Genomic DNA, 25197 nt, shown 5'->3' on the forward strand with positions numbered 1-25197 from the left:
TTCCATGCGCGGCGCCCAGATCGCTGCGAGTTCGAAATTCAGCTCATCCGGAGAGACCGATGGCCAGCGCGCCGCAGCCCACCTTGCCCCTGTTCTACAACGACCTCATGCCGCTCAACAGCCGGGACCACGCGCAGTGGAAGTCGAAGCCGCTCGACAGCGTCGACTGGCTGAAGAACCAGCATGCCGTGCCCCTGACGGTCGAGGAGTTCAACCAGGCCCAGCGCGATTTCCCGATCATCTTCAGCGCGGGCGACCAGCCGGTCCCGCTCGCCCTGATGGGCCTCAACGAAGGCGTGAACACCTTCATCGACGACGAAGGCAAGCCAATCGGCGAATTCTACCTGCCCGCGTACGTCCGCCGCTATCCCTTCCTGCTCGCCAAGCTCACCCCGGATGTTGAGGAGCTGTCGCTCTGTTTCGATCCGACCTGCGATGCGATCGGCGCTCATAAGGAAGGCGAAGCCCTGTTCGACGACGCCGGCCAGCCCCGCGAGCCGGTGCAGGTGGCGCTTCAGTTCTGCGAGCAGTTCGAGCAGGCCGGCGCCAAGACACAGGCGTTCATGGACGAGATCAAGAAGCACGATCTTCTCATGGACGGTGAGATCGCGATCACCCGTGCCGACGATCCCGACAAGCCGTATGTCTACCGCGGCTTCAGCATGATCGACCAGGACAAGCTGCGGGCGCTCGACGCGGACAAGGTCAAGGAGTGGAACGAGAACGGCCTGCTCCCACTTCTGTATGCGCACCTGTTCTCTCTCGACCAGATGCGTGTGATCTTCGGCCGCCAGGTCGCTCAGGGCAAGATGCCTGCCCAGGCGCCGCAGCCAGCCAACTGACCGCGACGAAACGCCCCGTCCGGTCGGCCGGACGGGGCTTGAATCCGCCAACGAGCGGGCTTAACTAGGTTTTGCCCGTTCCGCGCTTCCCTCATGGCCGGTTCGGGCTGGTGCACTGCGGTGCACCTCCTCCCTGAACCTTGGCCACCTGGTGCTTGCACCAGGTGGTTTTTTCTTGGGCGCACGTAACCGGAACAGCTCAGTCGAGCGGCGCCGCATGTGCGGCCCGTTCGTGAAACGAGCCGTTTGGAACGGACAGTTGGTTCCCTGAACCCATCAGGGTCTTCCGACCGAGAGGGAAGCAAAGGACGGTTTGAGCCGGCGGCCTTGCTTGCAGACGCGTGAAGGGCGCGGCCATTGGCCGCACAAACTGCATGCAAACTATGAAATGCCGCATGAAAGATCCTCGTCCGCTTTTTCAGTCGAAGCCGCGGTCAGGAAGCCCCAATGATCATCGCCTAAATTTTCCAGCATTTCTTTCGGGTTGTGGCCAGCATCGGCAATCAACCGAACCTCGTGAGATATGCCGAGTTCACGCAGACGTTGGGAAAACATGAGATTGGTTGGCGTTATCGGATCGTCTTTGCCCAGGATCATCCTCATCACGGTGTGCGTGCATTCACGGTCCGCGAATGCCTGGGCGATCGCCCACGGGCTTCGCCTTTTGAAGTCCTCCACATCCCCACCAAACACATCGTTCAATGTCGCCAGAGCCCGTGCGCTCCCCGCAAGCGGGGCATTTTGCGGGTCCAAGACCGGCTGCATGGGGCCTGGATTGATCATCGAGATCGTGCCGAACACGTTCGGATAGAGCATTCCCAGACGGGCCGCTCCATATCCTCCCATGCTTGCGCCTTCTATCGCTCTTGCACTCGGGCTCGCTTGGGTGGGGAAGGTGAAATCGATGTGACGGACAAGCTCCTTCACCAGCACATCCTCTACCGGCCTGCTTCCATCAGCAGCATTTGCCCACAAAGTGCCTTCAAAGCCGTCGGGAAACACGATGATGGCGGGGTCCATTTTCTCCTTGATCATCGCGTTATAAAAACCGCTGGCGAGCATATCGAGCACGCCTGGAGGGTAGCCGCCTGACCCGTGCAGCCAGTAAATGACGGGATATCGCGCCTCCGGGTCCCTCTGCATCATGGGGGGCAGAACTACATGGTAAGTGACATCCGCATTCAGGAGGTCGCTTCGAAAACTCCGGCTCTCGACGGTGTTCGCTGCAATCAAAGTTTCACCGTTTGCCTTTTGGCCCGCCCATGAGTGCCCGATCGGGGATTGGTTCACGCCGGCACAACCCGCGGCAGCCAGAAAGAGAACCGCCGCGCAAGATCGGAATGTCGTCAGCATTTTGTACTCCTCTCCGAACGACAGCATAGTTCATCTGCACCATAGCTCAATTTGCGCCAGTTGCTGCGAGTGAGCACGCGTATCTAAATCCGGTGGAGACGGGCTCAGTATCGTTTGATTTACGGTAACCGGGTACAGATCGTCCGCCTTCGTTCCCCGGGACCGGCCGCACGCGAGGGCGACAAGCCAGCTGAAAAGCTGGTCCGTGTCGGACCCCTACTCCGCGGCGAGCGGCAATCTGGCGCCGCCCAGATCGGCGACGTCCGCTGCCAGGGCCCTGACGAGACCGGCCAGCGTTCGCGACACGCCTGCGAACCGGCCGCTCGGCTCCTCCATGCGGGCATCGAGATAGCTCGTCCGGCAGACTTCGATCTGCATGGCGTGGATTCCGCGTGCGGGCGCGGCGTGGCGGTCGAGCACGTACCCCCCCGCATAGGGGCGGTTGTGGACAGCGATGCGACCATGCCGCTCGAACCAATCGAACGCGCTCGCGACGAGGCGGTGGGCGCAACTGGCGCCGAACCGGTCACCGATCACGAACTCGCCGGGTTGCTCTCCCGCATGGCGCGGGCGCAGCGGCGGCATCGAGTGAAGGTCGATCAGCAGCACCGCTCCCCAGCGGTCGCGCAGGTCCTCGAGCGCGGCGGCAAGCGCGGTGTGATAGGGGCGATGGATACCCTCGATCCGCGCGTCGAGGTCGGCGCGCGTCATCCGCGATTTCCATATCTCGCCCAGGCCCGGCAGCCGGCGCGGAACGAGGCCGAGGCCGCCGCGCGCCCGACGGTTGGCCGCGGAGTGGCGTGTGCCGGGCGCAGAACCGCCCGCGACCATCGACCAGTCCATGTCGTCGGTGGCGCGGTTGAGGTCGAGCATTGCGCGTGGAGCGTGCGCGACCAGCAACGCCGCTCCGGTGGCGGCAGCGATCGAATCGGCCAGTTGGTCGACATGGCGATCCTCGAGACGGAGCGATGCATAGGATTCGTCGCGCATCTGCTGGCTGAGCGCCGGCGGATAGGCGCGCCCGCCGTGCGGAGCCGCGACGAGGACGGGGATCGGCGAACCGGGTGGCCGCCGCAGGGTGTACGCAGGCGCGCCGGTGCCGGGAATGTCTCCCCCGCTCTCGCCCGCAATCCCGGCCGCCTCTTCGGTCATGACGGCAGAAGTAACCACCCAGGCGTTTGTGTCAAAGCAGGTCATCGGTCGCGACGCGAAAGATTTCTTAAGCGCGTTGGGCTATGGCGACGGCCATGAACGACCCTGCCCCGATCCGCATCCTCCTCGCCGAAGACGAGGAAGCGATGCGCACCTATCTCGCGCGCGCGCTCGAAAATGCCGGTTATTCGGTTGTCGCCGTCGATCGAGGGACGGAGGCCATTCCGCATCTCGAATCGGCCCATTTCGACCTTCTCCTGTCGGACATAGTGATGCCCGAGATGGACGGGATCGAACTCGCGCAGCGCTGCAACGAGATCTCCCCAGCGACGAAGGTCATGTTCATCACCGGCTTTGCTGCCGTCACGCTCAAGGCCAGCCGCGAGCAGCCGCGCGCAAAGGTCCTGTCTAAACCGTTCCATCTCAAGGACCTGGTGCTCGAGGTCGACCGGATGTTCCACGCCGAAGCCGCCGCGCGCATCTGACCCCTTGCCCTTATGCGGGACCATCGCTAGATGGCCGTCCGCTCGATGGTGTGGGCGCATAGCTCAGTGGTAGAGCACTATGTTGACATCGTAGGGGTCCCAAGTTCAATCCTTGGTGCGCCCACCATCGAAGGGATTCGAAAAGGCGTCGCGCAAGCGGCGCCTTTTGCGTTGGGGCGCCGCCCTTGCACCCCGCCCCTGCCCTGCTAAAGCGCGCGCAACCTCCCTTTCAGACAGAGCAGGACGCACATGGCGAAGATCAAGGTAGCGAACCCGGTCGTCGAGATCGACGGCGACGAGATGACCCGCATCATCTGGCAATGGATCCGCGAGCGGCTGATCCTGCCCTACCTCGACGTGGAACTGCAGTATTTCGACCTGTCGATCGAGAATCGCGATGCGACCGACGACCAGGTTACCGTCGACAGTGCGAACGCGATCAAGGCCTGCGGCGTGGGCGTGAAGTGCGCCACGATCACGCCGGACGAGGCGCGGGTCGAGGAATTCGGCCTCAAGAAGATGTGGAAGAGCCCGAACGGCACGATCCGCAACATCCTGGGCGGCGTCGTCTTCCGCGAACCGATCGTGATCTCCAACGTGCCGCGGCTGGTACCCGGCTGGACCGACCCGATCGTGGTCGGCCGTCACGCTTTCGGCGACCAGTACCGCGCCACCGACACGCTGATCCCCGGCCCCGGCACGCTGCGGCTGGTGTTTGACGGGGACGACGGCGAGAGTCTGGACCTCGAGGTGTTCAAGTTCCCGAGCGCCGGCGTCGCGATGGCGATGTACAATCTCGACGACAGCATTCGCGACTTCGCGCGCGCGTCGTTCAACTACGGCCTCAACCTCGGCTGGCCGGTCTACCTGTCGACCAAGAACACGATCATGAAAGCCTATGACGGGCGCTTCAAGGATCTCTTCCAGGAGGTGTTTGACAGCGAAGGGTTCGCCGCGAAATTCAAGGAAAAGGGCATTGTCTACGAACATCGCCTGATCGACGACATGGTCGCCTCGGCGCTCAAGTGGTCGGGCAAGTTCGTGTGGGCGTGCAAGAACTACGACGGCGACGTTCAGTCGGACACCGTGGCGCAGGGCTTCGGCTCGCTCGGGCTGATGACCTCGGTCCTGATGGCGCCCGACGGCAAGACCGTCGAGGCCGAGGCCGCGCACGGCACGGTCACCCGCCATTATCGCCAGCACCAGCAGGGCAAGGCGACGTCGACCAACCCGATCGCCAGCATTTTCGCGTGGACGCAGGGCCTCAGCTATCGCGGCAAGTTCGACGGCACGCCCGAGGTGGTGAAGTTCGCCGAGACCCTCGAACGAGTTTGCATCGATACCGTCGAGAGCGGCAAGATGACAAAGGACCTCGCCCTCCTGATCGGCCCCGAACAGCCGTGGATGACCACCGAGCAGTTCTTCGAGGCGATCGTCGAGAACCTCGAAAAGGAAATGGCCGGCTGGAGTTGAAACCTTCACCGCCTCCGGTCATTGACCTGACAGAGTGAACCGGGACCGGGTCGGCGCCAGCTGCACCCGGTCCTTTCGTATCCGTCGCCGCGCAAGGAACACCATGGCCCAAACCCCTTCGCCCGCCAAACGCCCAGCCAGGCGCACCGCCAGCCGGCCCAGGGCGGAAAAGTTCGGTCGGCGCCGCCTCGAGGTGAGGAACGCACGGGTCAAGGACATCCCCGGCATCGCGAACCTCGTGCGCCGGGTTTACGATGACATGCCGGCCTATACCCATGGCGAGATCCGGGGGCAGATCAATAACTTCCGCGAAGGCTGCTTCGTTGCGCTGCTCGACGAGCAAGTGATCGGTTACTGCGCGACGATGCAGGTGGCCGAGGCTCTCGCGTTCCAGGACCACGACTGGGACGAGATTACCGGAAACGGGTTCGGCAGCCGCCACGACCCGACCGGCGACTGGCTTTACGGTTACGAGATGTGCGTCGACCCGAAGGTGCGCGGCGTGCGAATCGGCCGGCGCCTCTACGAGGAACGCCGTGCGCTCGCCGAGGAGCACGATCTCAAGGGCATCGTGTTCGCCGGCCGGATGCCCGGTTATCGCCGCAACAAGCGCAAGGTGAAGGGGCCGGAGGACTACCTCGATCAGGTCGTCGCCGGAAAGCTCCACGACCCGGTGCTGCGCTTCCAGCTCGCCAACGGCTTCGAGCCCGAGCGCGTGATCGAGAATTACCTCCCCGAAGACAAGGCGTCGGAAGCCAACGCCGTGATGATGGTCTGGCGCAATCCCTACGTGGAAAGCGACCAGCCGGCGAAGAAGCGCTTGCCGCGCGGGGTCGAGAGCGTTCGGGTGGCGACCTGCCAGCTCCAGGCGCGCGCGGTCGCCGACTACGGCGAATTCCTGCGCACGGTTCAATATTTCGTCGATGTAGCCAGCGACTACGAAAGCGACTTCATCCTCTTCCCCGAGCTCTTCACGCTGATGCTGCTGAGCTTCGAGGAAAAGGAACTATCGCCCGTCGAGGCGATCGAACGCCTCAGCGAGTATACACCGCGCCTCAAGGCCGACATCTCCGACATGGCGATGCGATTCAACATCAACATCATCGCCGGCAGCCACCCGACCCGGATGGACGACGGCGACATCCACAACGTCGCATACGTCTGCCTGCGCGACGGATCGGTGCACGAGCAGGAGAAGATCCACCCCACCCCGAACGAGCGGTACTGGTGGAACATCAAGGGCGGCGACAAGATCGACGTGATTCAGACAGATTGCGGCCCGATCGGCGTACAGATCTGCTACGACTGCGAGTTTCCCGAACTCTCCCGCCGCCTCGCCGACGAGGGCGCGCGGATCATCTTCGTGCCGTTCTGCACCGACAGCCGCCAGGGGTACCTGCGGGTCCGATATTGCAGTCAGGCGCGCGCTATCGAGAACCAGTGCTTCGTCGTGATGAGCGGCAATGTCGGCAACCTGCCCAACGTCGGCAACATGGACATCCAGTACGCGCAGAGCTGCATCCTGACCCCGTGCGATTTTCCGTTCGCCCGCGACGGGATCGCGGCCGAGGCGACCGAGAACGTCGAGACGCTGACGATCAGCGACATCAACCTCGCCGACCTCAGCTGGGCCCGCGCGGAAGGCACCGTGCGCAACCTCGCCGACCGCCGCTTCGACCTCTACCGCATCGAGTGGGACGAATTCGGCAAGCATCCCGGCAAGCCCCGCCCGCGCCGCGAGCCGCTCGGCGGACCACACGGACCGGGAGGCGGCTAGAACTCCTTCGCCATCGGCGACCGGACGTGTTCCTGCCGGATGCCGTGCCCGATCAAGTGGCCCGGAATCCGGCGAAGAAGGGGGAACCGGTCGAGCAGGCGCAAGGGAAGCGGGGGTTCTGACGGGAGGTCAGCCCGTTCTTCGATCAGCGGCCGGAGCAAGCGTTCGTGCGCGGCGCGTTGGAGGCCCTGGATGATCCTGGTCGGCCAGAGCCTGCGCTCCTGGACTTTTCGCAGCAGCGGATCGGTGTCGCATTCCGCAGCGAGCGGCGCGGCGAGGATGTTCGCCGTCGCCACCGCGTCCTGGATCGCGAGGTTGATGCCGATCCCACCCACCGGACTCATGGCGTGTGCGGCATCGCCGATCGCGAGCAGGCCCGGGCGGCTCCATTCGGTGAGCCGGTCGAGCGATACGGAGAGCAACCGCACGGCAGTCCAGTCGGGGAGCGCCGCTTCGATACCATCAGCCTCCGGCAACGCTTCAGCAACGTCCTTGCGGAAAGCCACGATCCCCCGCGCCATGACGGCGTCCGCCCCGCCCTTGGCAATGACCGCGGCGCACTGCCAGTACTCGCCGCGGTCGATCATGACATACAGCCGGTGTCCGCTTACGACCCCGCGCAGGGCACTGCCGCGCGTGGCCTTCGGGATGGCGAACCAGAACACGTCGATCGGCGCCCCCAGCGTTTCGACCGGCAGAACCCGCCGCGCGATCGAGCCGCGACCATCGCAGCAAAGCACCAGTCGCCGCGCGCGCAGTTCCTCGCCGCTCGCGAGCCGGACCCCCACGATGCGGCCACCCCCCTCGACGAACCCGGTCGCCTCGGCTTCCATCCGCAGCGCAAAACCGGGAAGCCGAAGTGCCGCGTCGCGCAGGAAATCGAGAAAGTCCCATTGCGGCATCATCGCGACGAATGGCGCCGGCATATCGAGATGCGTGAGATCGCCGATTGTCAGGCGCCGCTGGTTGAACCAGATCTCGGCCCGATTGATCCGGGTATGCGGACGGTCAAGGAATCGCGCGAGCAGGCCGAGCTCGGCCAGGATTTGCATCGTCGAGGGATGAACCGTGTCGCCGCGGAAATCGCGAAAGAAGTCCGCGTGCTTCTCCAGCACAGTCGCCGCCACCCCCGCGCGGGCAAGCAGGAGACCGGCCATCATGCCCGCGGGGCCGCCTCCGACGATCAGGACCTCGGGTTCCATGCCGGGAAAGCTACCCTATCGCGCGACCCCGGAACATTTGATTTTCCCTGTCGGGGCGTAACCCGCTAGCGTCGCTGCCATGCGATCTTCTGCGAGACACCACCCGCCCCTGACCCATGCGGCGTCGACCATTGCAGCGCGAGACCCGGCACGATGACGGAGGGGATGACGCAATCGACGATGCTGTCCGATGCCCTCGTCATCCTGGGCGCGGCAGGACTGGTGATCCCGATATTCCATCGGTTTCGCATCACTCCCGTGATGGGCTTCATCCTCATCGGCCTTCTCGTCGGGCCGTTCGGGCTGGGCCGGCTCGTGCCCGAGGCGCCCTGGCTCTACCACGTGACCATTACGGATCCAGAGGCGCTCGAACCGTTCGCCGAGTTCGGCATCGTGCTCTTGCTGTTCACCATCGGGCTCGAACTATCATTCAACCGCCTGTGGGCGCTGCGCCGCCTGGTCTTCGGCCTGGGAGCGCTCGAACTGATCATCATTGGGGCGCTGCTTGCCTTCGCGCTGTCGCTCACCGGTCTCGACACTACCGCGGCCTTCGCACTCGGCTTCGCGCTTGCGCTGTCATCGACCGCAATCGTCCTGCCGATCTCTGGTACGACCAGCCCCGTCGGGCGTGCGGCCCTGTCGATGCTCCTGTTCGAGGACATCGCGATCGTGCCGATTATCTTCGTGCTCGGCGCGCTGGCTCCCTACGCGCAGTCGGATGGCTGGGAGGGGCTGGTCGATACCCTGTGGCAGGGCCTGCTGGTCGTCACCGCACTGCTGATCATCGGCCGGATGTTTCTGCCCCGCCTGTTCGCACAGGCCGCGCGCACGAAGAGTCCCGAGCTATTCCTTGCTGCAAGCCTGCTGGTGGTGATGGGCGCGAGCCTCGCCACCGCGGCGACCGGGCTTTCGCCGATTGTCGGCGCCCTGATCGCCGGGCTCCTGATCGCGGAGACCGAATACCACGGCGAAGTCGAGGGGATCATCGAGCCGTTCAAGGGCCTCGCCCTCGGCATTTTTCTCATCACCGTCGGCATGGGGATCGACCTCCTCCAGGTATGGGACCAGATCGGATCCATCGCCATCGCGGTCGTCGGCGTCCTCCTCCTGAAGGCGATCGTCACCAGCATCCTTCTGCGCCTCATGGGGGCGCGCCGCAGCACCGCGATCGAAACCGGGGTGATGATGGCATCGCCCAGCGAAACGACCCTGATCGTTCTCGCCGCAGCAACCGCCGCCCTGCTGCTGGACCGGGAAACCGCGCAGTTCTGGCAGATCGTGACCGCGCTCGGCCTGACGGTGACGCCCCTGCTCGCGCGGCTCGGACGCCTGGTCGCACGGCGCATCGAGCCCGTTCCGGAAATCGACGAGGCCAGCCGGGGCGAGCCGCGGGTGATCATCATCGGGATCGGCCGCGTCGGGCGGCTGGTGGCCGACATGCTCACGCGGCATGGCAAGGACTACATCGCCATCGACAGCGACGCGGACCTGATCGAGCGCGCCCGGCGCAAGGGTTACAAGGCCACCTTTGGCGACGCGGCTCGAGGCAACGCTCTCGACCGGCTGGGCATCGAGAGCGCCTCGGCGGTGATCCTCACCATGGACGAGCCGGTGCTCGCGCAGCGCCTGACCACGAAGCTGCGCAAGGATCACCCGGACCTGCCGATCATCGTTCGTGCCCGCGACCTGAACCACGCCACGCACCTCTACCGCGCAGGCGCCTCGCACGCGGTGCCCGAGACGCTCGAGAGCTCGCTGCAATTGAGCGAGGCGGTGCTGGTCGACATCGGGGTCGCGATGGGACCGGTCATCGCCTCGATCCACGAGAAGCGCGACGAGTTTCGCGCGCTGCTGCAGCACGAGGCCGCGCTCGACCACAAGCCGAAATTGCGCACTGGTGCCCATGACGCCGGATAGATCGACCGCCTTGACCGTTGGTGAGGGGAAAGGAGACTAACATGAGCGATATCAAGCAGCGCCCCGATGCCGCGCCCAAGGAACAGTCGGGCGAGGAGAACGGGCCGATCAAGGGTCCGCAGCGGACCGGTGATGTAACGCAAGTGAAGGACACCGCCCGCGGAAGCGGTCCCGCGACGCGCAACGCGAGCGGTAACCGGGGCTGATCCATCCCTGACTGCGATCAGGCGGTCGCGGCCTCGCGTGCAAGCGCGCGGCGGACCGCCTCGATCGCCTCGGCGCCCCTGCTACCGTCCGGGCCGCCACCTTGAGCCATATCGGGCCGGCCACCGCCGCCCTTGCCGCCCAATGCCTCGACCCCCGCGCGCACGAGTTCGACCGCGCTCACCCGGCTGGTAAGATCGTCTGTCACCGCCGCCGCGATCGCGGCCTTTCCGTCGTTGACGGCAACGATCGCCGCCACGCCCGAACCGAGCCGCTGCTTCGCCTCGTCGAGCAATCCGCGCAGCGCCTTCGCCTCAAGCCCCTCGATCACTTGCCCGGAAAACTTCACGCCAGCCACGTCCTCGTCGGCTGCGGGACCCTTGCCTTGCGAGCCGCCGCCGAGCGCAAGCGCCTTGCGGGCCTCGGCAAGCTCGCGCTCCAGCCGCTTGCGCTCGTCAAGCAGCGCGGCGACGCGGCCTGGCACTTCCTCAGGTGTCGCGCGGATCGCAGCGGCAGCGTCTTTCAGTGCGTCCTCGCGCTGAACCATCCACTTTCGCGCGGCCTCTCCGGTCAGCGCCTCTATGCGCCGGACGCCCGAGCTCACGGCGCTTTCCGAAACGATGCGAAACACCCCAATATCGCCCGTGGCGCGCACGTGCGTGCCGCCGCACAGTTCAACCGAATAGTGCCGGGACCCGTCGCGCTTGCGGCCCATGCTGAGCACGCGGACCTCGTCTCCGTACTTCTCGCCGAACAGCGCCATCGCACCTGCCGCGATTGCATCGTCGGGGCTCATCAGCCGGGTCGTGACCACCTCGTTCGCGCGAATCTCGGCGTTCACTTCGGCCTCGATTGCCGCAATGTCTTCGGGGTCGAGCGGCTTGGGGTGCGAGAAATCGAAACGGAACCGGTCTTCCGCGACCAGCGAACCCTTCTGCGTGACATGGTCGCCGAGCCTGTGCCGCAGCGCCGCATGCAGGAGATGCGTTGCCGAATGGTTGGCGCGGATCCGGTCACGCCGATCGGCATCGACCCACAGGTGAACGACATCGCCCACCTTGATCGCGCCTGCCTCTACCCTGCCGTGGTGCGCGTGGAGCCGGCCGAGCGGCTTGCCGGTTTCCGATACGGCGATCTTCAAGCCCTCGGGTGTCGTAATCGTGCCGGCATCGCCGGTCTGGCCCCCGCTTTCACCATAGAACGGGGTCTGGTTGGTAAGGACGACGATCTCGTCTCCCTGGGCCGCCTCTCCGACCTCGGCCCCTGCCTTGACCAGCGCGACCACCCTGCCCTCGCCCTCGGTCGAACTGTAGCCGGTGAATTCGGTCGCGCCCTCGCGTTCGGCGATGTCGAACCACAGGTCCCCGTCAGCGGCCTGCCCGCTGCCCTTCCATGCGGCGCGCGCGGCGGCCTTCTGGCGCGCCATCGCCGCGTCGAAGCCCGCGCGATCGACAGCGATGCCGCGGCTGCGCAGCGCATCCTCGGTGAGGTCGTAGGGAAAGCCGTACGTGTCGTAGAGCCTGAAGGCGGTCTCGCCATCGAGTTCGCCGCCCTCGGCCATATCCCCGGTCGCCTCGTCGAGCAGCTTGAGGCCATTCGCCAGCGTGCGGCGGAACTGGGTTTCCTCGCGTTCGAGCGTTTCCTCGATCAGCGGCTGCGCGCGGCCGAGTTCGGGGTAGGCCTGACCCATTTCCGTGACTAGCGCCGGCACCAGGCGGTGCATTAGCGGCTCCTTCGCGCCGATCAGGTGCGCGTGACGCATTGCGCGACGCATGATCCGGCGCAGCACGTAGCCGCGTCCCTCGTTCGACGGCAGCACGCCGTCGGCGAGCAGGAAGCTCGTCGATCGCAGGTGATCGGCAATCACCCTGTGGCTCGCCTTTGCATTGTCTTCGGCGCGCACGCCGGTCAGGCTCTCGCCCGCTGCGATCAGTGCCCGGAAGGTGTCGGTGTCGTAGTTGTCGGATACGCCCTGCATGACGGCCGCGATGCGCTCGAGTCCCATGCCGGTGTCGATGCTGGGCTTGGGAAGGTCCGCGACGATCTCGTCGGCCGCCTGCTCGTACTGCATGAACACGAGGTTCCAGATCTCGACGAACCGGTCGCCGTCCTCGTCGGGGCTGCCGGGTGGGCCGCCGAAAATGTGATCGCCGTGGTCGTAGAATACTTCGGAACACGGGCCGCACGGTCCCTCCGAGCCCATTGCCCAGAAGTTGTCCTTGGTCGGAATGCGGATGATCCGGGCTTCCGGCAGACCGCTGATCTTGCGCCAGAGCTCGTACGCCTCGTCATCGGTATGATAGACGGTCGCGGTCAGCCGCTCCGGGTCGAGACCCCATTCCCTGGTAAGCAGCGTCCACGCATGGGTGATCGCCTGCTCCTTGAAATAGTCCCCGAAGCTGAAATTACCCAGCATCTCGAAGAAGGTATGGTGGCGCGCGGTGTAACCCACGTTGTCGAGGTCGTTATGCTTGCCGCCCGCGCGCACGCACTTCTGGCTGCTCGTCGCGGTGGGATTCGGCGGGGTCTCGAGGCCGGTGAAAACGTTCTTGAACGGCACCATGCCCGCGTTGACGAACATCAGCGTCGGGTCGTTGTACGGCACCAGCGGCGCGCTGGGCACGACGCGGTGTCCTTGAGACGCGAAATAGTCGAGGAAGCTCCGGCGGATGTCGTTGGTCGAGGTCATGGCGTCACCGCAGGTAATTGCTGCGCGCGCGAGCGACAAGCGAATTACGGCAGCATGGAGGCGGCGGCGACGCGCTCAGTTTGCTCGCGCGCTGACAACCCACGCTGCTGCCGGCATCGCGACGATCGATCCGTCACGATATTCGGCGAGAAACGCCTCGAGCCGGTCGGCGAAGACGCGCCGCTCGTCGGGGTCGAGCTCGGCGGCGGCGGCCGCCGCAGGCCCTATGGCGAGGAAATAGGTGAGGGCATCGCCGACCGGATCGCCGCCCACTCCGGCCACATAGGCATAATCGACCTTCTCGAAGGCGATGTCGCGCCAGTTGGCCCCCACGAGGATAGCCTCGACATAGGCGCGCTCGGAAAATGCAAACGGTCCCGGGGCACCGGGTTCCGTGGGCTGCACCTTCCCCGGCGGAAGCAATTCGGCAATGCGGCTTGCCCAGGGGTTCTCACTGCGCTCGCGGAAGCACGAGAACAGCAGGCGGGCACCGGGTGCGGCTTGCGCCCGCAGATGAGCGAATGCGGCGACGGGATCGGGAAAGAACATGACTCCGTGGCGCGAAATCACGAGGTCCTGGCTACCTTCCCGGTCGCGCCAGGTCGCGGCATCCGCGACGTCGAACCTGGCGTTGGGCAGGTGCGCTCCGCGCTCGCGGGCTACTTCGATGAGCTGCCGGCTCACGTCGATCCCGAGAATCCGGGCGTCCCCGTGCTCTCGGGCCAGGGCAAGCGATAGCTCGCCCGCTCCGCAGCCGACGTCGAGTGCGCGGGTGACCGGTCCGCGTCGCGCGTTGTCGAGAAGGCGCTGGGTGACCTCGGCGAAGCTGCGATCGGTGCGGCGCCATTCCTCGGCCCACTTGCGGCCCGTCCGACCCTCCCAGTCCCGGCGGTCAGTCATCCGGCGGCCCATCCCTCACGACAATGCGTTACGCTGAGGGCGGTATCACGATGAGGCGGTGCGCAGAAACGGAAAAGCCGGTGCGAACGCACCAAGGCATCCGCACCGGCATTCCGTGCTTCCGGGCGCGAGCATGCGCCCGGTGTGAGGATCAGGCGTCGTCGTCCGCGTCCGGACCCGTCATCATCTCCTCGGCGACGGCGTCGGTCCGGCCGCGGATTGCGGCTTCCAGCCTGTCGCAAACTTCGGGATTTTCCTTGAGATAGGTCTTGGCGTTCTCGCGGCCCTGGCCGATGCGGATCGAATCGTAGCTGAACCACGATCCCGACTTCTCGACGAGGCCGGCCTTCACGCCCAGGTCCAGAATCTCGCCGATCTTCGAGATGCCTTCACCGTACATGATGTCGAATTCGACCTGCTTGAACGGCGGCGCTACCTTGTTCTTGACGACCTTCACCCGCGTCGAATTGCCGATGATGTCGTCGCGATCCTTGATCTGTCCGGTGCGGCGAATGTCGAGCCGCACCGAGGCGTAGAACTTGAGCGCATTGCCGCCGGTCGTGGTCTCGGGGTTGCCGTACATCACGCCGATCTTCATGCGCAGCTGGTTGATGAAGATCACCATGCATTTCGACCGGTTGATCGAGCCGGTGAGCTTGCGCAGCGACTGGCTCATCAGGCGGGCCTGAAGCCCGACGTGACTGTCGCCCATCTCGCCCTCGATCTCGGCCCGGGGGACGAGAGCTGCAACCGAATCGACCACCAGCACGTCGATCGCGTTCGAGCGCACGAGAGTGTCGGTAATCTCGAGCGCCTGCTCACCGGTGTCGGGCTGCGAGACGATCAGTTCGTCGATGTTGACGCCCAGCTTCCTGGCGTAAACCGGATCGAGCGCGTGTTCCGCATCGACGAAAGCAGCGGTTCCGCCGTTCTTCTGCGCTTCGGCGATGACGTGGAGCGCGAGCGTGGTCTTGCCCGAGCTTTCGGGACCGTACACCTCGATCACGCGTCCCTTGGGCAGGCCACCCACGCCCAGCGCGATGTCGAGTCCGAGGCTTCCGGTCGAGATCGTCTCGACCTGCATGGCTTCTTTCTGGCCCAGCCGCATCGCCGAGCCCTTGCCAAACGCGCGGTCGATCTGGGCGAGCGCGGCGTCGAGCGCTTTCTGACGGTCCGTATCCAAGTTCTTGTCTTCCACCAGCTTGAGGTTCGAAGCCGCCATGACACACCCTTTCGCGTTTTGCCTAGACCCCTGGGCGATCCCGGGGCCACCTGTCACCCGAAGCGGCATGTATCCGTTTTGTTCCATGAGAACAAGAGTGGAACGAAAATTTTTTCGCTGACCTATGCTACGGTTATTCGTCGACCACCGTCCAGCGCAGCTCGCGGCGCCCGTTGGCGGGAATGCTGGTCTCGTAAATCCGCGCACCATCCTTGACGCGGGTACCGGCCAGCCCGGCGATCCGCACCACCGATCCCCCGAGCGTAACCCGCAATTTCGCCGGTGCCGGCGTGGCGTTCGTTACGACCAGTTTCATCGGCACTCGGGCACCCGATTGGCGGCTCTCAGCCGCCCCTTCGACCGAGCACGCGGCGAAGACTTGCCCGCTGTCACCGACCGCGATCTCGACATCCTGCCCCTCGGCATAATCGCGCACCCGATCTTCCCCGATGAGCAAATCCCCCGCAGGGGTTGCTTCGAAGACCGTTAGTCCGCCCGTCGGTAGCGCGGCGCCGAGGCCATGGCGCGAATCGTTCACGGTGGCGAGAATGATCGCGGCGGGTGCCGCCTCGCCGTTGCCGTTCCGCCACGGCGCGCAGTAGGTGGTGTGCCACAGGGTGCCCCGGACCTCGCCGCGATCGAGAAACGCGATCTGCTTCTGGCTTTGCGCGGATACGGTCACCCGCTCGGGCACGCGGTAGAGCTTGAGGTCCGCCAGGTCCTCTTCCGTTGCGACCATCGCGGCCTTTGCCATCCGCGAGCCGGTCACCATGATAGACAGCCCGCGCGCGTCGGCTTCCTCCATCACAGCCGCAGCCATGGGTGGCGGTGGAGGCGGAGGCGGCGGATAGGGCGCGTTGCCGTAATATGGGACTGGCGAGCCGGCAGCCGTGCTTCCGATCGGGTAGCAAACGAGCTGCAACGGGCGCCCCTGCGGCGGATCGGCGAGAGCCGCGTAATCGCTGGTTACCCTGAGGCGTCCGGCAACGGCCATGAGTTCGGCGTCGGGGAAGCTCTGACCGTTGTCGTTGACCAGCGTCAGCCAGCTGGTGAGGCGCATTCGCACGTCATCGACAGCTCCGCCCTCAGCGAGCGTGGCGACGTAATGCGCCTGCCAGTCGAAGCCCCATGACAGGTAGGTGAGCGTCACGGTGTAGGTACCGCCGACCGGGGCCGCGGTATCGATCGAATAGACCGGTCTTGCGGAAACTCCCGCCGGCACGCGATCGAAGGAGAGTTTCTCAGGCAGTCCCGAGCAGCGCACCGCTTCGAACCCGCTGCCCGTCTGCAGCACGAGGCCGCCGTCGGCGCGGCTGCGCACGATCGCCGATTCGCTCGTTTCGCGCCCGTTCGCGGGATCGGTACGGGTGATGGTGACGCGGTTGCCCAGCGAGCCGTCGACGAGCGCACCCGGACTCAGCAGGTCCGCGTTCCGGTTCTTCTCGATCGTGCCGCCTGGAAGACCGGTGACGATCGCGGTTACCGCTACCATGCCCTCGGACACTCCCTCGAAACGGATCGTCGCTTCTCCCGCGGGCAAGGTTACCTGGCGCGTTTCGGTAATCATCGCGAAGCCGCGCGGCCAGTCGCGGCGCATGTCCTGATCCGGCGCGCGATCGGGGTCGCGATAGACTGTCACCGAAAGCGCCGAAGGCTCCGACGCGTCGACCGCCTCGCGCGCCGCAGCGGGAGCGGCGCCGGCCAGCAGGAGGCACAGAAGGACGCGGCGCACGGCCCCGTCCCTAGTACCGGGTCTCGTAGGTCACCCGGACCTCGCGCTTGCCGTTCGCGGGCACCGTCACGAGGTATTTACGGGTATCGGCATTGACCTGCTCGCCGGGAACGTCCTCGCTCGTCACCCGGTAATCGCGGGCCCACCACCCGCGGTCGAGCCCGCCCTGTGCAAGCTCGACCTCGACCGGCACGGACTTTGCGTTGGTGAACGCGTAGCGCATCGTCGTGCGCCAATAGTCGACCGCGCGGTCGTACCTGTACTCGGTGACCTGTTCGCCGTCCTTGATCACCCGGTAGCGCCCGCTCGATTCGTATTCCCCGGAAGTGATCTTGTCGCGGGCGATCACTTCGGCCTGGACGAACAGGTCGAATGCATCGCCGGTGGTCAGGGTCAAGGCGCTGCCCATCGGGGTATGGCCGATGCCGCTTTCCCCGACGAATTGGGGCGTGCCCCGGGCATCGCGCTGATAGAACCGCACAGTGCCGGCGGGAAGCGCGTCGCCCAGCCCCTGTTCGCGAGAGGTCGAAAAACCGATAGCGCTGGCGACGTTGACGGGCCGGTCGTCGCTCGCAAGCCAGCCGACAGTGCGGGCGTAGATCTTCCGTGCGGGGACGGCCTGCACGTCGAGGAATCCGACCTGCTTGGTCTGGGCGTTCGCGATGGTCGTGCGGCCGGGAAGGGGATAGAGGTAATAGTCGCCAAGCCGCTCCCGCTCGGCCGTCTCGGTCCCGGGAACGAATCCTCCGCGCGGCGGCGGGGTCGGAGAGGGACGCCGATAAGTGCGGTTATTTCCGCTCGTGGAGGGGCTTCCCGCAACGAGCACGGTATCTGCGTCGTGAAACGTGGTGCCGGTCTGGTTGGTCAGGGTCACCCATCCCTGCATGTCGGCGGTCCCCCGCGCCTCGTCGTAAAGCGCGACGTAATCCGCCGACCAGCCCAGCCCGCTGGTCAGATACCGGATCGAGGCGGGGCGGACGCCGCCACGGTCGCTGTCGACGGTCACCGCCAGGGTTGGCCGGGCGCGCAGGTTGGGGGGCACCCGATCGAAGACCACGCGAACCGGCAAACCGTCGTCGCGCAGCACCTCGATCCGATCACCGATCTTCACCACGACCCCGCCCGCGGTCGACAGCACCGTCGCGCGTTCGCGGGTCTCTGCCCCGGTGGCCGGATTGGTGCGGATCAGCGTGACGGTCTGGCCGATGGCCTTTTCCATCATCTTGGCCGGCGTGAGCAGGTCGAAATCGAAATTCTGTTCGACTATCCCCGCATCGGCAGCATTGAAGCTAAGCGTCTCGGGCCGGATCTGCGCAGACACGTCGGGGAATTCGATGCGGCTGCGGCCCCTGTCGATGTCGAGCCGCCGCACGTCTTGCACCAGCGCGACGTTGCCGTTGTAAATCGTCACGTCGAGTTCGCCCTGCGCGGTTTCCCGATCTGCGGGGTTCTGAGCGATGGCGGCGGTCGCGGTCACCGCGGCAGCGGCAAGAGTCAGCCGGTAGAGGCGCATGGGCATTTCCCCTCGTTCGGTCGCATTCGAGGCGACCTATGTAACATTGTATCCTTATTCTTGCCGCAACCTGAACGCGCGTCAACCGCGCGCGGCGCTGAGGATGCCCCCGACCTTGTCCGAGATCTGCTTGACGCTGAAGGGCTTGGGAATGAAATGCATGTCGGCGATATCGATATCGTTGCGCAGTTGCTCTTCCGCGTAACCCGACATGAACAGGACGGGCAACGCCGGCCTCGCCTTGCGGATCGCGCGCGCCATCGCCGGACCGTCCATGCCCGGCATCACCACGTCAGAGATGACAAGGTCGAACTCGCCCCCGTTGGCGACCGCCGCCAGTCCCTCCTCGCCGTCGCTGCAGGCTGTCACGGCGTAGCCTGCCCGCACGAGCGCGCGCTCGGCCACCGCGCGCACCATGTCCTCGTCCTCAACGAGGAGGATGCGCCCGCCGCCCGACCATTCCGCCACTTGCGATGTCTCTGCAGCCGGCGCCTTGCCGGGGACCTCGCCGCGATAGACTGGAAGATAGACGCTGAAGCGTGCGCCCGCCTTCGTGCCGGCGGTCTCGGGGATGTTGTCGGCAAAGATGAAGCCGCCCGATTGCTTGACGATCCCGTAGACGGTCGAAAGACCGAGGCCCGTTCCGCCCAGCGTCATACCCTGGGGTACGCCCCTGCCCTGCTGCTTCGTGGTGAAAAAGGGCTCGAAGATCTTGGTCAGATGCTGGTGCGGAATACCGCCGCCCGAATCCTGCACGACCAGCGCGGTGTAATCGCCCTCGGGAATGATTTCGCTGCCCATCTTGCGCACGTCGCGCGCGCTGACCCGGCGCGTGGCGATGGAGAGCTTGCCTGAACCGTCGCCGCGCGACTGCATCGCGTCGCGCGCATTGGCCGCAAGGTTCACGATAACCTGCTCAAGTTGCTGGGGGTCGGCGCGCACCGGTCCCAGATCCCGATCGTGGTGGACCTTGAGCTCGATCTTCTCGCCAAGCAGTCGGCGCAGGAGCTGGCTGACCTCACTCACTACGTCGGGCAGCTGCAATACCTCGGGCCGCAGCGTCTGCTGACGGCTGAAGGCGAGGAGCTGGCGGGTCAGCGCCGCGGCACGGTTCGAGTTCGCGCGGATCTGCTGGATGTCGTCGTAATCGCTGTCGCCCGGGGTATGGCGCAGCAGCATGAGATCGCAGGTACCGATCACCGCGGTGAGCACATTGTTGAAATCATGCGCGACCCCGCCGGCGAGTTGCCCCACTGCCTGCATCTTGGTGGCCTGGGCCACCTGCCGCTTGAGGCGGGTCTCCTCGGTCGAATCGACAAGGCTGAGCAGCACCGCGGCCTCTCCCAGCCCTCTGACGCCCGCAATGCCCAGGCTGACCGGATCGTCGGGCTGCCCACGCAGGCGAACTGCCATGTCTGTTGCACTGGCCGGGCCCTTGCCGAACCGGCGAACGGCGTCGGAAACGGGCCCCTTGTCCTCGCGCACGACAAGGTCCGAAGGGTATTGCGGAAGCGGCTTGTCCTCGATCCCGGCCGCGCGACGGAAGGGCGCATTGGCAAACAGCAGCCGGCCGTCGCGATCAGTCATGGCAAGGCCGAGCGGCAGCGCTCCGAGCAGCGCCTCGAGCTGGGGCGTCGCCGCCGATCCGGCCTGCTCGCCGTTCGCGCCGAGACCAACGCCTGCATCGATCAGAAGCATGAGGCTCGAGCCGGCGTTTGCGTCGGGCGCGCGGCTTTCGGCGGCCTCGCCCAGCGGCACGTGGATCAGTGTCTGCGGGCTGCCCCGGCGTCCTTCGCGCGCGAAGAAGATCCGATCGCGCTCGTCGGCGCGCAGGAGGCTGGCGAAATCCTGGCCCGCAAGCGTTGCTGCTGGGTCACCTGCCGCCCGGACAGCAAAGCCGGCAGCGGCGGCGCGTACGATGCCATCGGCCCCCACCAGCGCAGCTTCGATCCCGCTGCGTGAGAGCAGCCTGCCGAGCGGGCCGACAATGGCCCGCGCGAGGTCGGCTACGAAGTCCTCTTCGGCCTGTCCCTCGAACCGCCAGACGAGGTAGTCGTCTCCTCTTCCCGCGCGCTGGGCCTGCACCGCCCACCGCCGGGTGCCGTCGGCGCTCTCGATTTCTTCGGCGCAACTAAAACCATCGCGCCAGGCTTCCCGCGCTCCGCGCGACAGCGCCTCCAGCGCGGAGCGGTCAAGGGGCAGGTTCGGCGGCGCGCTGCCGACACCGAACCACTCGGTATAGGCGGAATTGGCGCAGACCAGCCGATTGGCCCGATCGACGATCGCGACCGCCACGCCCGGTCTCTCGATGGCGGCGACGGTGACCGACCAATCGGGCGGAGCGAGATCCTCCGGCCCTGTCGCGGGACGCAGCCGGGTCAATGCGAGGCCCGTACCTATAAATACAGCGACCCCGCCAAGGAACGCGGCCGCAGTCAGGCCCTCGCCGCTCGCGAGCCAGATCGCCGCCGTGCTGAGCGCGATTGCGGCCGCGATGAAACCGTAAAGCCGGATGGGCTGGGTCGCCCCCTCGATCATGGCGCGGTCTCGCGGCGGCGGGCGCGTTCCTCGCCCATCCGCTTGAGCCGGACCTTGCGCCGGTTCGCGACCACGAAACGCCAGACGAGACCCGACACGAGATAGCCGACCGCCGCGCTGACGACCGACAGCACGATAAATCCGAAGGCCGTCACGCCTGCTGTCTGAAGAAACCAGCCGAATTGCTCCCACCGACCGCTCGCCAGCTCGTTGCTTGCAGCGTTGACGGTCGCGGCATCGATCTTGAGGGTAAATGCGCCCACCTGGTTCGCGACGTAGAGCCAGAACGGCAGGGTGAACGGGTTGGTGACGAACGTAACCAGCGCGGCGAGCGGCACGTTTGCCCGCGCCGGCAGCGCGAGGAACGCGGCAAGGAATATCTGTCCGACCGGGACGATGAAGCCGGCGAACAGGCCCAGCGCCACTCCTCGTGGAACCGAGCGGCGGGTAAACCGCCACAGTTCGGGGCTCAGGAACCGGTGCGCGATCGGGGCGAGGTACTTGTTCTTCGCCATCCCCTCGCGCGTGGGCATGTTGCGCCTGGCCCAGCGGTGGAAGGGGTTAGACATGGAGGTGCAGATACACTTTTCGAAATGGGTTTGAAGAGGCGGCTCAGCCGCGCTCGCGCAAAAGGCGCGCCTTGTCGCGCTTCCAGTCGCGATCCTTGATCGTCGCCCGCTTGTCCTGTGCCTGCTTGCCCTTGGCGAGCGCCAGTTCGACCTTCGCGCGGCCCCGGCTGTTGAAGTATATCGACAGCGGGACGAGCGTCATGCCCTTGCGCTCGACCGCGCCGGTCATCTTGTCGATCTCGCGCTCGTGGAGCAGCAACTTGCGCGGCCGTTTCGGTTCGTGGTTATTGCGGTTGCCGTGGCTGAATTCGGGAATGTTGGAATTGACCAGCCACACCTCGCCGCCGCGCACCTCGGCATAGCTTTCGGCGATCGTCGCCTCGCCTGCCCGCAGGCTTTTCACCTCGGTGCCGGTGAGCATGAGCCCGGCTTCGAACTTGTCCTCGATGAAATAGTCGAACCGTGCGCGGCGGTTCTCCGCAACGGTCTTCTTCTTGTCGAAGGTTTCGGGTTTCGGGCGCGCCATGGGAGGGCGCATGTAGGCGCACAGGGACAGGAGCGAAAGGCCCCGCTTTCCGCCGGTCCGAAAGGAGGGCGGTATCCCGGACCCTCGACCGCCTCACCAAGGGCAGCGCGCACGAGTCCGAACTGCGCGCTAGACGAGGCCCGCGTGTGCCAGGGCCTCGTCGACAGCTCGCTTGGCCGCATCGCCGCACTCAACAAGCGGGAGCCGCACCGCCGGGCTGATGTCGGGAAACAGGCGGCTAAGGGCATATTTGACCGGTGCCGGGCTGGCGTCCTCGAACATGGCGTAGTGCAACGGATAGAGCCGGTCGTTGAGTTCGCGCGCACGGGCGAGATCGTTGGCCGCGCAGGCCGCCTGGAATTCGGCGCAGAGCGCCGGCGCGACGTTGGCGGTGACCGAGATGCACCCCACCGCCCCGGCCGCATTGGCGGGCAACGCAAGCTCGTCGTCGCCGGACAGCTGGCAAAAGTGCTTGCCAATCCCCATCCGGTGATCGGTCACGCGCGACAGGTCGCCGCTTGCGTCCTTGATCGCGACGATCTTGTCCGGATAGGCCTTGGCGAGTTCGCAGACCGTTTCGGGCTCGATGTCGGTCACGGTCCGTCCGGGCACGTTGTAGAGCACGATCGGCAGGTCGCAATGCTCGGCCAGATAGCTGAAATGCGCGATCAGTCCCTTTTGCTTGGGCCGGTTGTAATACGGCGCGACGCACAGCGCGGCGGCTGCGCCCGCCTTCTTGGAAAAGTTCATGTGAAGCAGCGCGTTCATGGTGTCGTTGCTGCCGCAACCGGCAATGACCGGAACGCGCCCCGCGGCCTGCTCGATGCAGACCTCGATCACCCGGTGATGCTCGGCATTCGACAGCGTCGAGGCTTCGCCGGTGGTGCCGCATGGGACCAGCGCCTTCGACCCTTGCTCGATCTGCCAATCGACCAGACGGCGGAACGCCGCTTCGTCGAACGACCCATCGCGAAAAGGAGTCACCAGAGCGGGAATCGAGCCCGAGAACATTGTCGCTTCGCCTTCGTTAGTCTCATAAGCGCCGCAAGGGGGGTGGCCTTTGCGTGCCCGTTGCCCGCATGGGATACCATGCATTCATCGCGTGATAAGGAGCCGGTAGGCAGAATGTCCAGCATGGTCGATAACAAGCTGAATCTCCTGCGCTTTACGGCACTTGCAACCCTTACCCTCGCGGCTGCGCCGCTCGCTGCCCAGTCGCAATCCGACCCGGGGCGTGCCATGATGGTCGCTGCGCAGCCCACCCAGGCCGCGGCCGCTGTCGCGCGCTGGAAGCAGCTCACCTCGAACGACCGGATGGGGTTTTCCGACTATGCGGGGTTCGCCTTGGCCTATCCCACTTATCCGCGGATGGCGCTGATCCGATCGTATGCGGAGAAGGCGCTCGAGCGCGACGCTCCCGGTCCGGACCAGGTGATCGCCTTCTTCGACCGTTTTCCCCCGCTTACCAATCCCGCCCGTGCGCGCTACGCCCTCGCCCTGTCGTCGCTCGGCCGGCCTGAGGCGCGCGAGCAGGCGCGGTTGGCGTGGCAAGGCGGCCGGATGAGCAGCCCTGCGGAAGCCTATCTAACCAGCATGTTCGGCTCGCAGTTCTCGGCCGCCGATCACGAGGAGCGGATGCGCGCACTGCTGTGGCAGGGCGAAACCGAGGCGGCGGCGCGCCAGATGAACCTGGTGCCGCTGGCAAGCCGGGAGAAGTTCATGTCCCATCTCGCCTTGTTGCAGGGTAGCCTGCCGCAAGCGATCGGGCTGTCGGTTCCGGCCGACCTCATGAGCGATCCCGGTTACGTCTACAGCCTCGCACGGCACTACCGGAAGAATGGCCAGGCGGACCGGGGTCAGCAGCTGCTCGCCACGCGGGCCAGCTTTGCGCGCCCGCCGCACGATCCCGAGGACATGGTCACCGAGATGCTCGTGCAGGCGCGTGGCGCCAGCGCCAACACTGCCGCGGCGATCGCGAGCAAGGTCGATGACCTGTTCGCCCCGGGCACCGACATATCGCAACTAAGCTACAAGCTGCGCGACGATTACACCTCGCTGATGTGGCTGGGGGGTACGAAAGCACTCTGGACGATGGGCGACGGCAACCTCGCCGCCCCGCTCTTTTTCCGATACGGCAACGCCGCGCAGACGCCGCAAACGCGTTCGAAGGGCTTCTATTGGGCGGGTAACGCTTCGGCCCGCGCGGGGAACCAGGCGGAAGCCACCCGCTATTTTGAATTGGCGGCGAAGTATCCCGAGTACTTCTACGGACAGCTTGCTCTCGAGCGGCTGGGCCGGCCGCTGCCGGAGTTTCGCCAGGTTGCGCTCAGCGCTCCCACCCAGCAGCAAATCGCCCGGTTCAATGCCTCCCCCCTCGCCCAGGCGATTAGGGCAGTGGCGCGCAGCACCGACTGGCGGACCGAGCGTTATTTCTTCACCGCGCTCGCGGACAACGCCAGGGATCCGACCGATCTCCAGCTAGCAGCCGGCCTCGCTCGGGAACTGGGCCTGGAGGAACTCGCGGTGGTGATCGGCAGGACTGCCCCCGAGAAGGGGATCGAGGGATTCACGCGGGTCGGCTTCCCGGTGATCGCAACCCCGCCGGGTGCCGATTATACGATGGTCCACGCGATCGCGCGGCAAGAGAGCGAATTCGATATCGACCGGATCAGTCACGCCGGGGCCCGTGGTCTCATGCAACTCATGCCGGGCACCGCGAACGAGCAGGCAGGCAAGATGGGCATGGCCTACATGAGCGCCAGCCTGATGACCGACCCGCAATATAACATCCGCCTCGGCGACGGGTATTTCTCGCGGATGATGGATTACTACGGGGGCAGCTATCCGCTGGCCGCTGCGGCCTACAACGCCGGGCCGGGCAACGTGAACAAGTGGCTGCGCGCGAACGGCGACCCGCGGCTCGGCGGGATCGACTGGCTGCGCTGGATCGAGGAGATCCCGATCTTCGAGACCAAGAACTATGTCCAGCGCGTGCTCGAGAACGCGGTCGTCTACGAGGCGCTGCATCCCGAACGCATCCGCTTCGGCGCCCAGCCCAAGAGCGTCAGCCAGTTCATCGGCAAGCGCGCACCGGGTTAGCGGG

At 65.7% G+C, this 25197-nt stretch carries 19 protein-coding genes and 1 tRNA gene; 8 read left to right on the forward strand and 12 right to left on the reverse strand.

The window, feature by feature from the left end; translation table 11 throughout:
• The first annotated feature begins 59 nt into the window (after positions 1 to 59).
• On the forward strand, positions 60 to 842 hold the full coding sequence (locus ACPV3N_RS05170; RefSeq protein WP_440115402.1) for a SapC family protein: 783 nt from the start codon (positions 60 to 62) through the stop codon (positions 840 to 842).
• Positions 843 to 1223: 381 nt separating this feature from the next.
• Here ACPV3N_RS05170 and ACPV3N_RS05175 read toward each other — a convergent pair whose 3' ends face one another.
• Positions 1224 to 2195, reverse strand: coding sequence for an alpha/beta hydrolase (locus ACPV3N_RS05175; RefSeq protein WP_440115404.1), 972 nt, complete (start codon positions 2193 to 2195; stop codon positions 1224 to 1226).
• 216 nt (positions 2196 to 2411) lie between these two features.
• Positions 2412 to 3347: an N-formylglutamate amidohydrolase gene (locus tag ACPV3N_RS05180; RefSeq protein WP_440115406.1), complete on the reverse strand. Its 936-nt coding sequence runs from the start codon at positions 3345 to 3347 to the stop codon at positions 2412 to 2414.
• Between the two features lie 95 nt (positions 3348 to 3442).
• Here ACPV3N_RS05180 and cpdR point away from each other — a divergent pair, with 95 nt between their 5' ends.
• The 4 genes from cpdR to ACPV3N_RS05200 all read left to right on the forward strand — a co-directional run bounded on the left by cpdR (position 3443) and on the right by ACPV3N_RS05200 (position 7082).
• Positions 3443 to 3832, forward strand: coding sequence for a cell cycle two-component system response regulator CpdR (cpdR, locus tag ACPV3N_RS05185; RefSeq protein WP_440115408.1), 390 nt, complete (start codon positions 3443 to 3445; stop codon positions 3830 to 3832).
• A 52-nt stretch (positions 3833 to 3884) separates the two neighbouring features.
• Positions 3885 to 3959: transfer RNA gene (locus ACPV3N_RS05190), tRNA-Val, on the forward strand.
• A gap of 122 nt (positions 3960 to 4081) precedes the next feature.
• On the forward strand, positions 4082 to 5305 hold the full coding sequence (locus ACPV3N_RS05195; protein ID WP_440115410.1) for an NADP-dependent isocitrate dehydrogenase: 1224 nt from the start codon (positions 4082 to 4084) through the stop codon (positions 5303 to 5305).
• 103 nt (positions 5306 to 5408) lie between these two features.
• Positions 5409 to 7082, forward strand: a complete 1674-nt coding sequence (locus tag ACPV3N_RS05200; protein WP_440115412.1) for a GNAT family N-acetyltransferase — start codon at positions 5409 to 5411, stop codon at positions 7080 to 7082.
• Here ACPV3N_RS05200 and ACPV3N_RS05205 read toward each other — a convergent pair.
• The gene (locus ACPV3N_RS05205; RefSeq protein ID WP_440115414.1) at positions 7079 to 8284 is read right to left on the reverse strand and encodes an FAD-dependent oxidoreductase; all 1206 of its coding nucleotides are present in this window, start codon (positions 8282 to 8284) and stop codon (positions 7079 to 7081) included. The two genes, ACPV3N_RS05200 and ACPV3N_RS05205, sit on opposite strands and share 4 nt — an antisense overlap.
• A gap of 153 nt (positions 8285 to 8437) precedes the next feature.
• Here ACPV3N_RS05205 and ACPV3N_RS05210 point away from each other — a divergent pair, with 153 nt between their 5' ends.
• Both ACPV3N_RS05210 and ACPV3N_RS05215 read left to right on the forward strand, forming a co-directional pair.
• Positions 8438 to 10201, forward strand: coding sequence for a cation:proton antiporter domain-containing protein (locus ACPV3N_RS05210; protein ID WP_440115416.1), 1764 nt, complete (start codon positions 8438 to 8440; stop codon positions 10199 to 10201).
• Between the two features lie 41 nt (positions 10202 to 10242).
• A complete protein-coding gene (locus tag ACPV3N_RS05215) occupies positions 10243 to 10407 on the forward strand; it encodes a hypothetical protein (RefSeq protein WP_440115418.1) in 165 nt (54 codons plus the stop codon).
• Between the two features lie 17 nt (positions 10408 to 10424).
• On the opposite strand, the gene alaS is transcribed toward ACPV3N_RS05215, so the two are convergent.
• From alaS to dapA, 9 genes are all read right to left on the reverse strand, one after another.
• Complete coding sequence (gene alaS / locus ACPV3N_RS05220) at positions 10425 to 13094, reverse strand: alanine--tRNA ligase (RefSeq protein WP_440115420.1); 2670 nt, start codon at positions 13092 to 13094, stop codon at positions 10425 to 10427.
• A 75-nt stretch (positions 13095 to 13169) separates the two neighbouring features.
• Positions 13170 to 13994, reverse strand: a complete 825-nt coding sequence (locus ACPV3N_RS05225) for a class I SAM-dependent methyltransferase (RefSeq protein ID WP_440115422.1) — start codon at positions 13992 to 13994, stop codon at positions 13170 to 13172.
• A 151-nt stretch (positions 13995 to 14145) separates the two neighbouring features.
• Positions 14146 to 15216 (reverse strand): recombinase RecA, encoded by a 1071-nt coding sequence (recA, locus tag ACPV3N_RS05230; protein WP_440115424.1) that lies wholly within the window; start codon positions 15214 to 15216, stop codon positions 14146 to 14148.
• A 133-nt stretch (positions 15217 to 15349) separates the two neighbouring features.
• Positions 15350 to 16948 carry a DUF4139 domain-containing protein gene (locus tag ACPV3N_RS05235; RefSeq protein WP_440115426.1) on the reverse strand — a complete coding sequence of 533 codons (1599 nt, stop codon included), beginning with the start codon at positions 16946 to 16948 and terminating at the stop codon, positions 15350 to 15352.
• 10 nt (positions 16949 to 16958) lie between these two features.
• Positions 16959 to 18461, reverse strand: a complete 1503-nt coding sequence (locus ACPV3N_RS05240) for a DUF4139 domain-containing protein (protein ID WP_440117444.1) — start codon at positions 18459 to 18461, stop codon at positions 16959 to 16961.
• 81 nt (positions 18462 to 18542) lie between these two features.
• Positions 18543 to 20999 (reverse strand): response regulator, encoded by a 2457-nt coding sequence (locus ACPV3N_RS05245; RefSeq protein ID WP_440115428.1) that lies wholly within the window; start codon positions 20997 to 20999, stop codon positions 18543 to 18545.
• Entirely contained in the window at positions 20996 to 21568 is a 573-nt protein-coding gene (locus tag ACPV3N_RS05250) for a DUF2062 domain-containing protein (protein ID WP_440115430.1), read from the reverse strand. The genes ACPV3N_RS05245 and ACPV3N_RS05250 overlap by 4 nt, the downstream gene beginning before the upstream one ends.
• A 43-nt stretch (positions 21569 to 21611) precedes the next feature.
• Positions 21612 to 22094 (reverse strand): SsrA-binding protein SmpB, encoded by a 483-nt coding sequence (gene smpB / locus ACPV3N_RS05255; protein ID WP_259961937.1) that lies wholly within the window; start codon positions 22092 to 22094, stop codon positions 21612 to 21614.
• Positions 22095 to 22223: 129 nt separating this feature from the next.
• Complete coding sequence (gene dapA / locus ACPV3N_RS05260; protein ID WP_440115432.1) at positions 22224 to 23105, reverse strand: 4-hydroxy-tetrahydrodipicolinate synthase; 882 nt, start codon at positions 23103 to 23105, stop codon at positions 22224 to 22226.
• A gap of 114 nt (positions 23106 to 23219) precedes the next feature.
• Here dapA and ACPV3N_RS05265 point away from each other — a divergent pair, with 114 nt between their 5' ends.
• Positions 23220 to 25193: a lytic transglycosylase domain-containing protein gene (locus ACPV3N_RS05265; RefSeq protein WP_440115434.1), complete on the forward strand. Its 1974-nt coding sequence runs from the start codon at positions 23220 to 23222 to the stop codon at positions 25191 to 25193.
• Positions 25194 to 25197 lie beyond the last annotated feature (4 nt).

Origin of the sequence: Tsuneonella sediminis, from assembly GCF_051912845.1 — a bacterium.
In the GTDB taxonomy this organism is placed as follows: Bacteria; Pseudomonadota; Alphaproteobacteria; order Sphingomonadales; family Sphingomonadaceae; genus Tsuneonella; species Tsuneonella sediminis.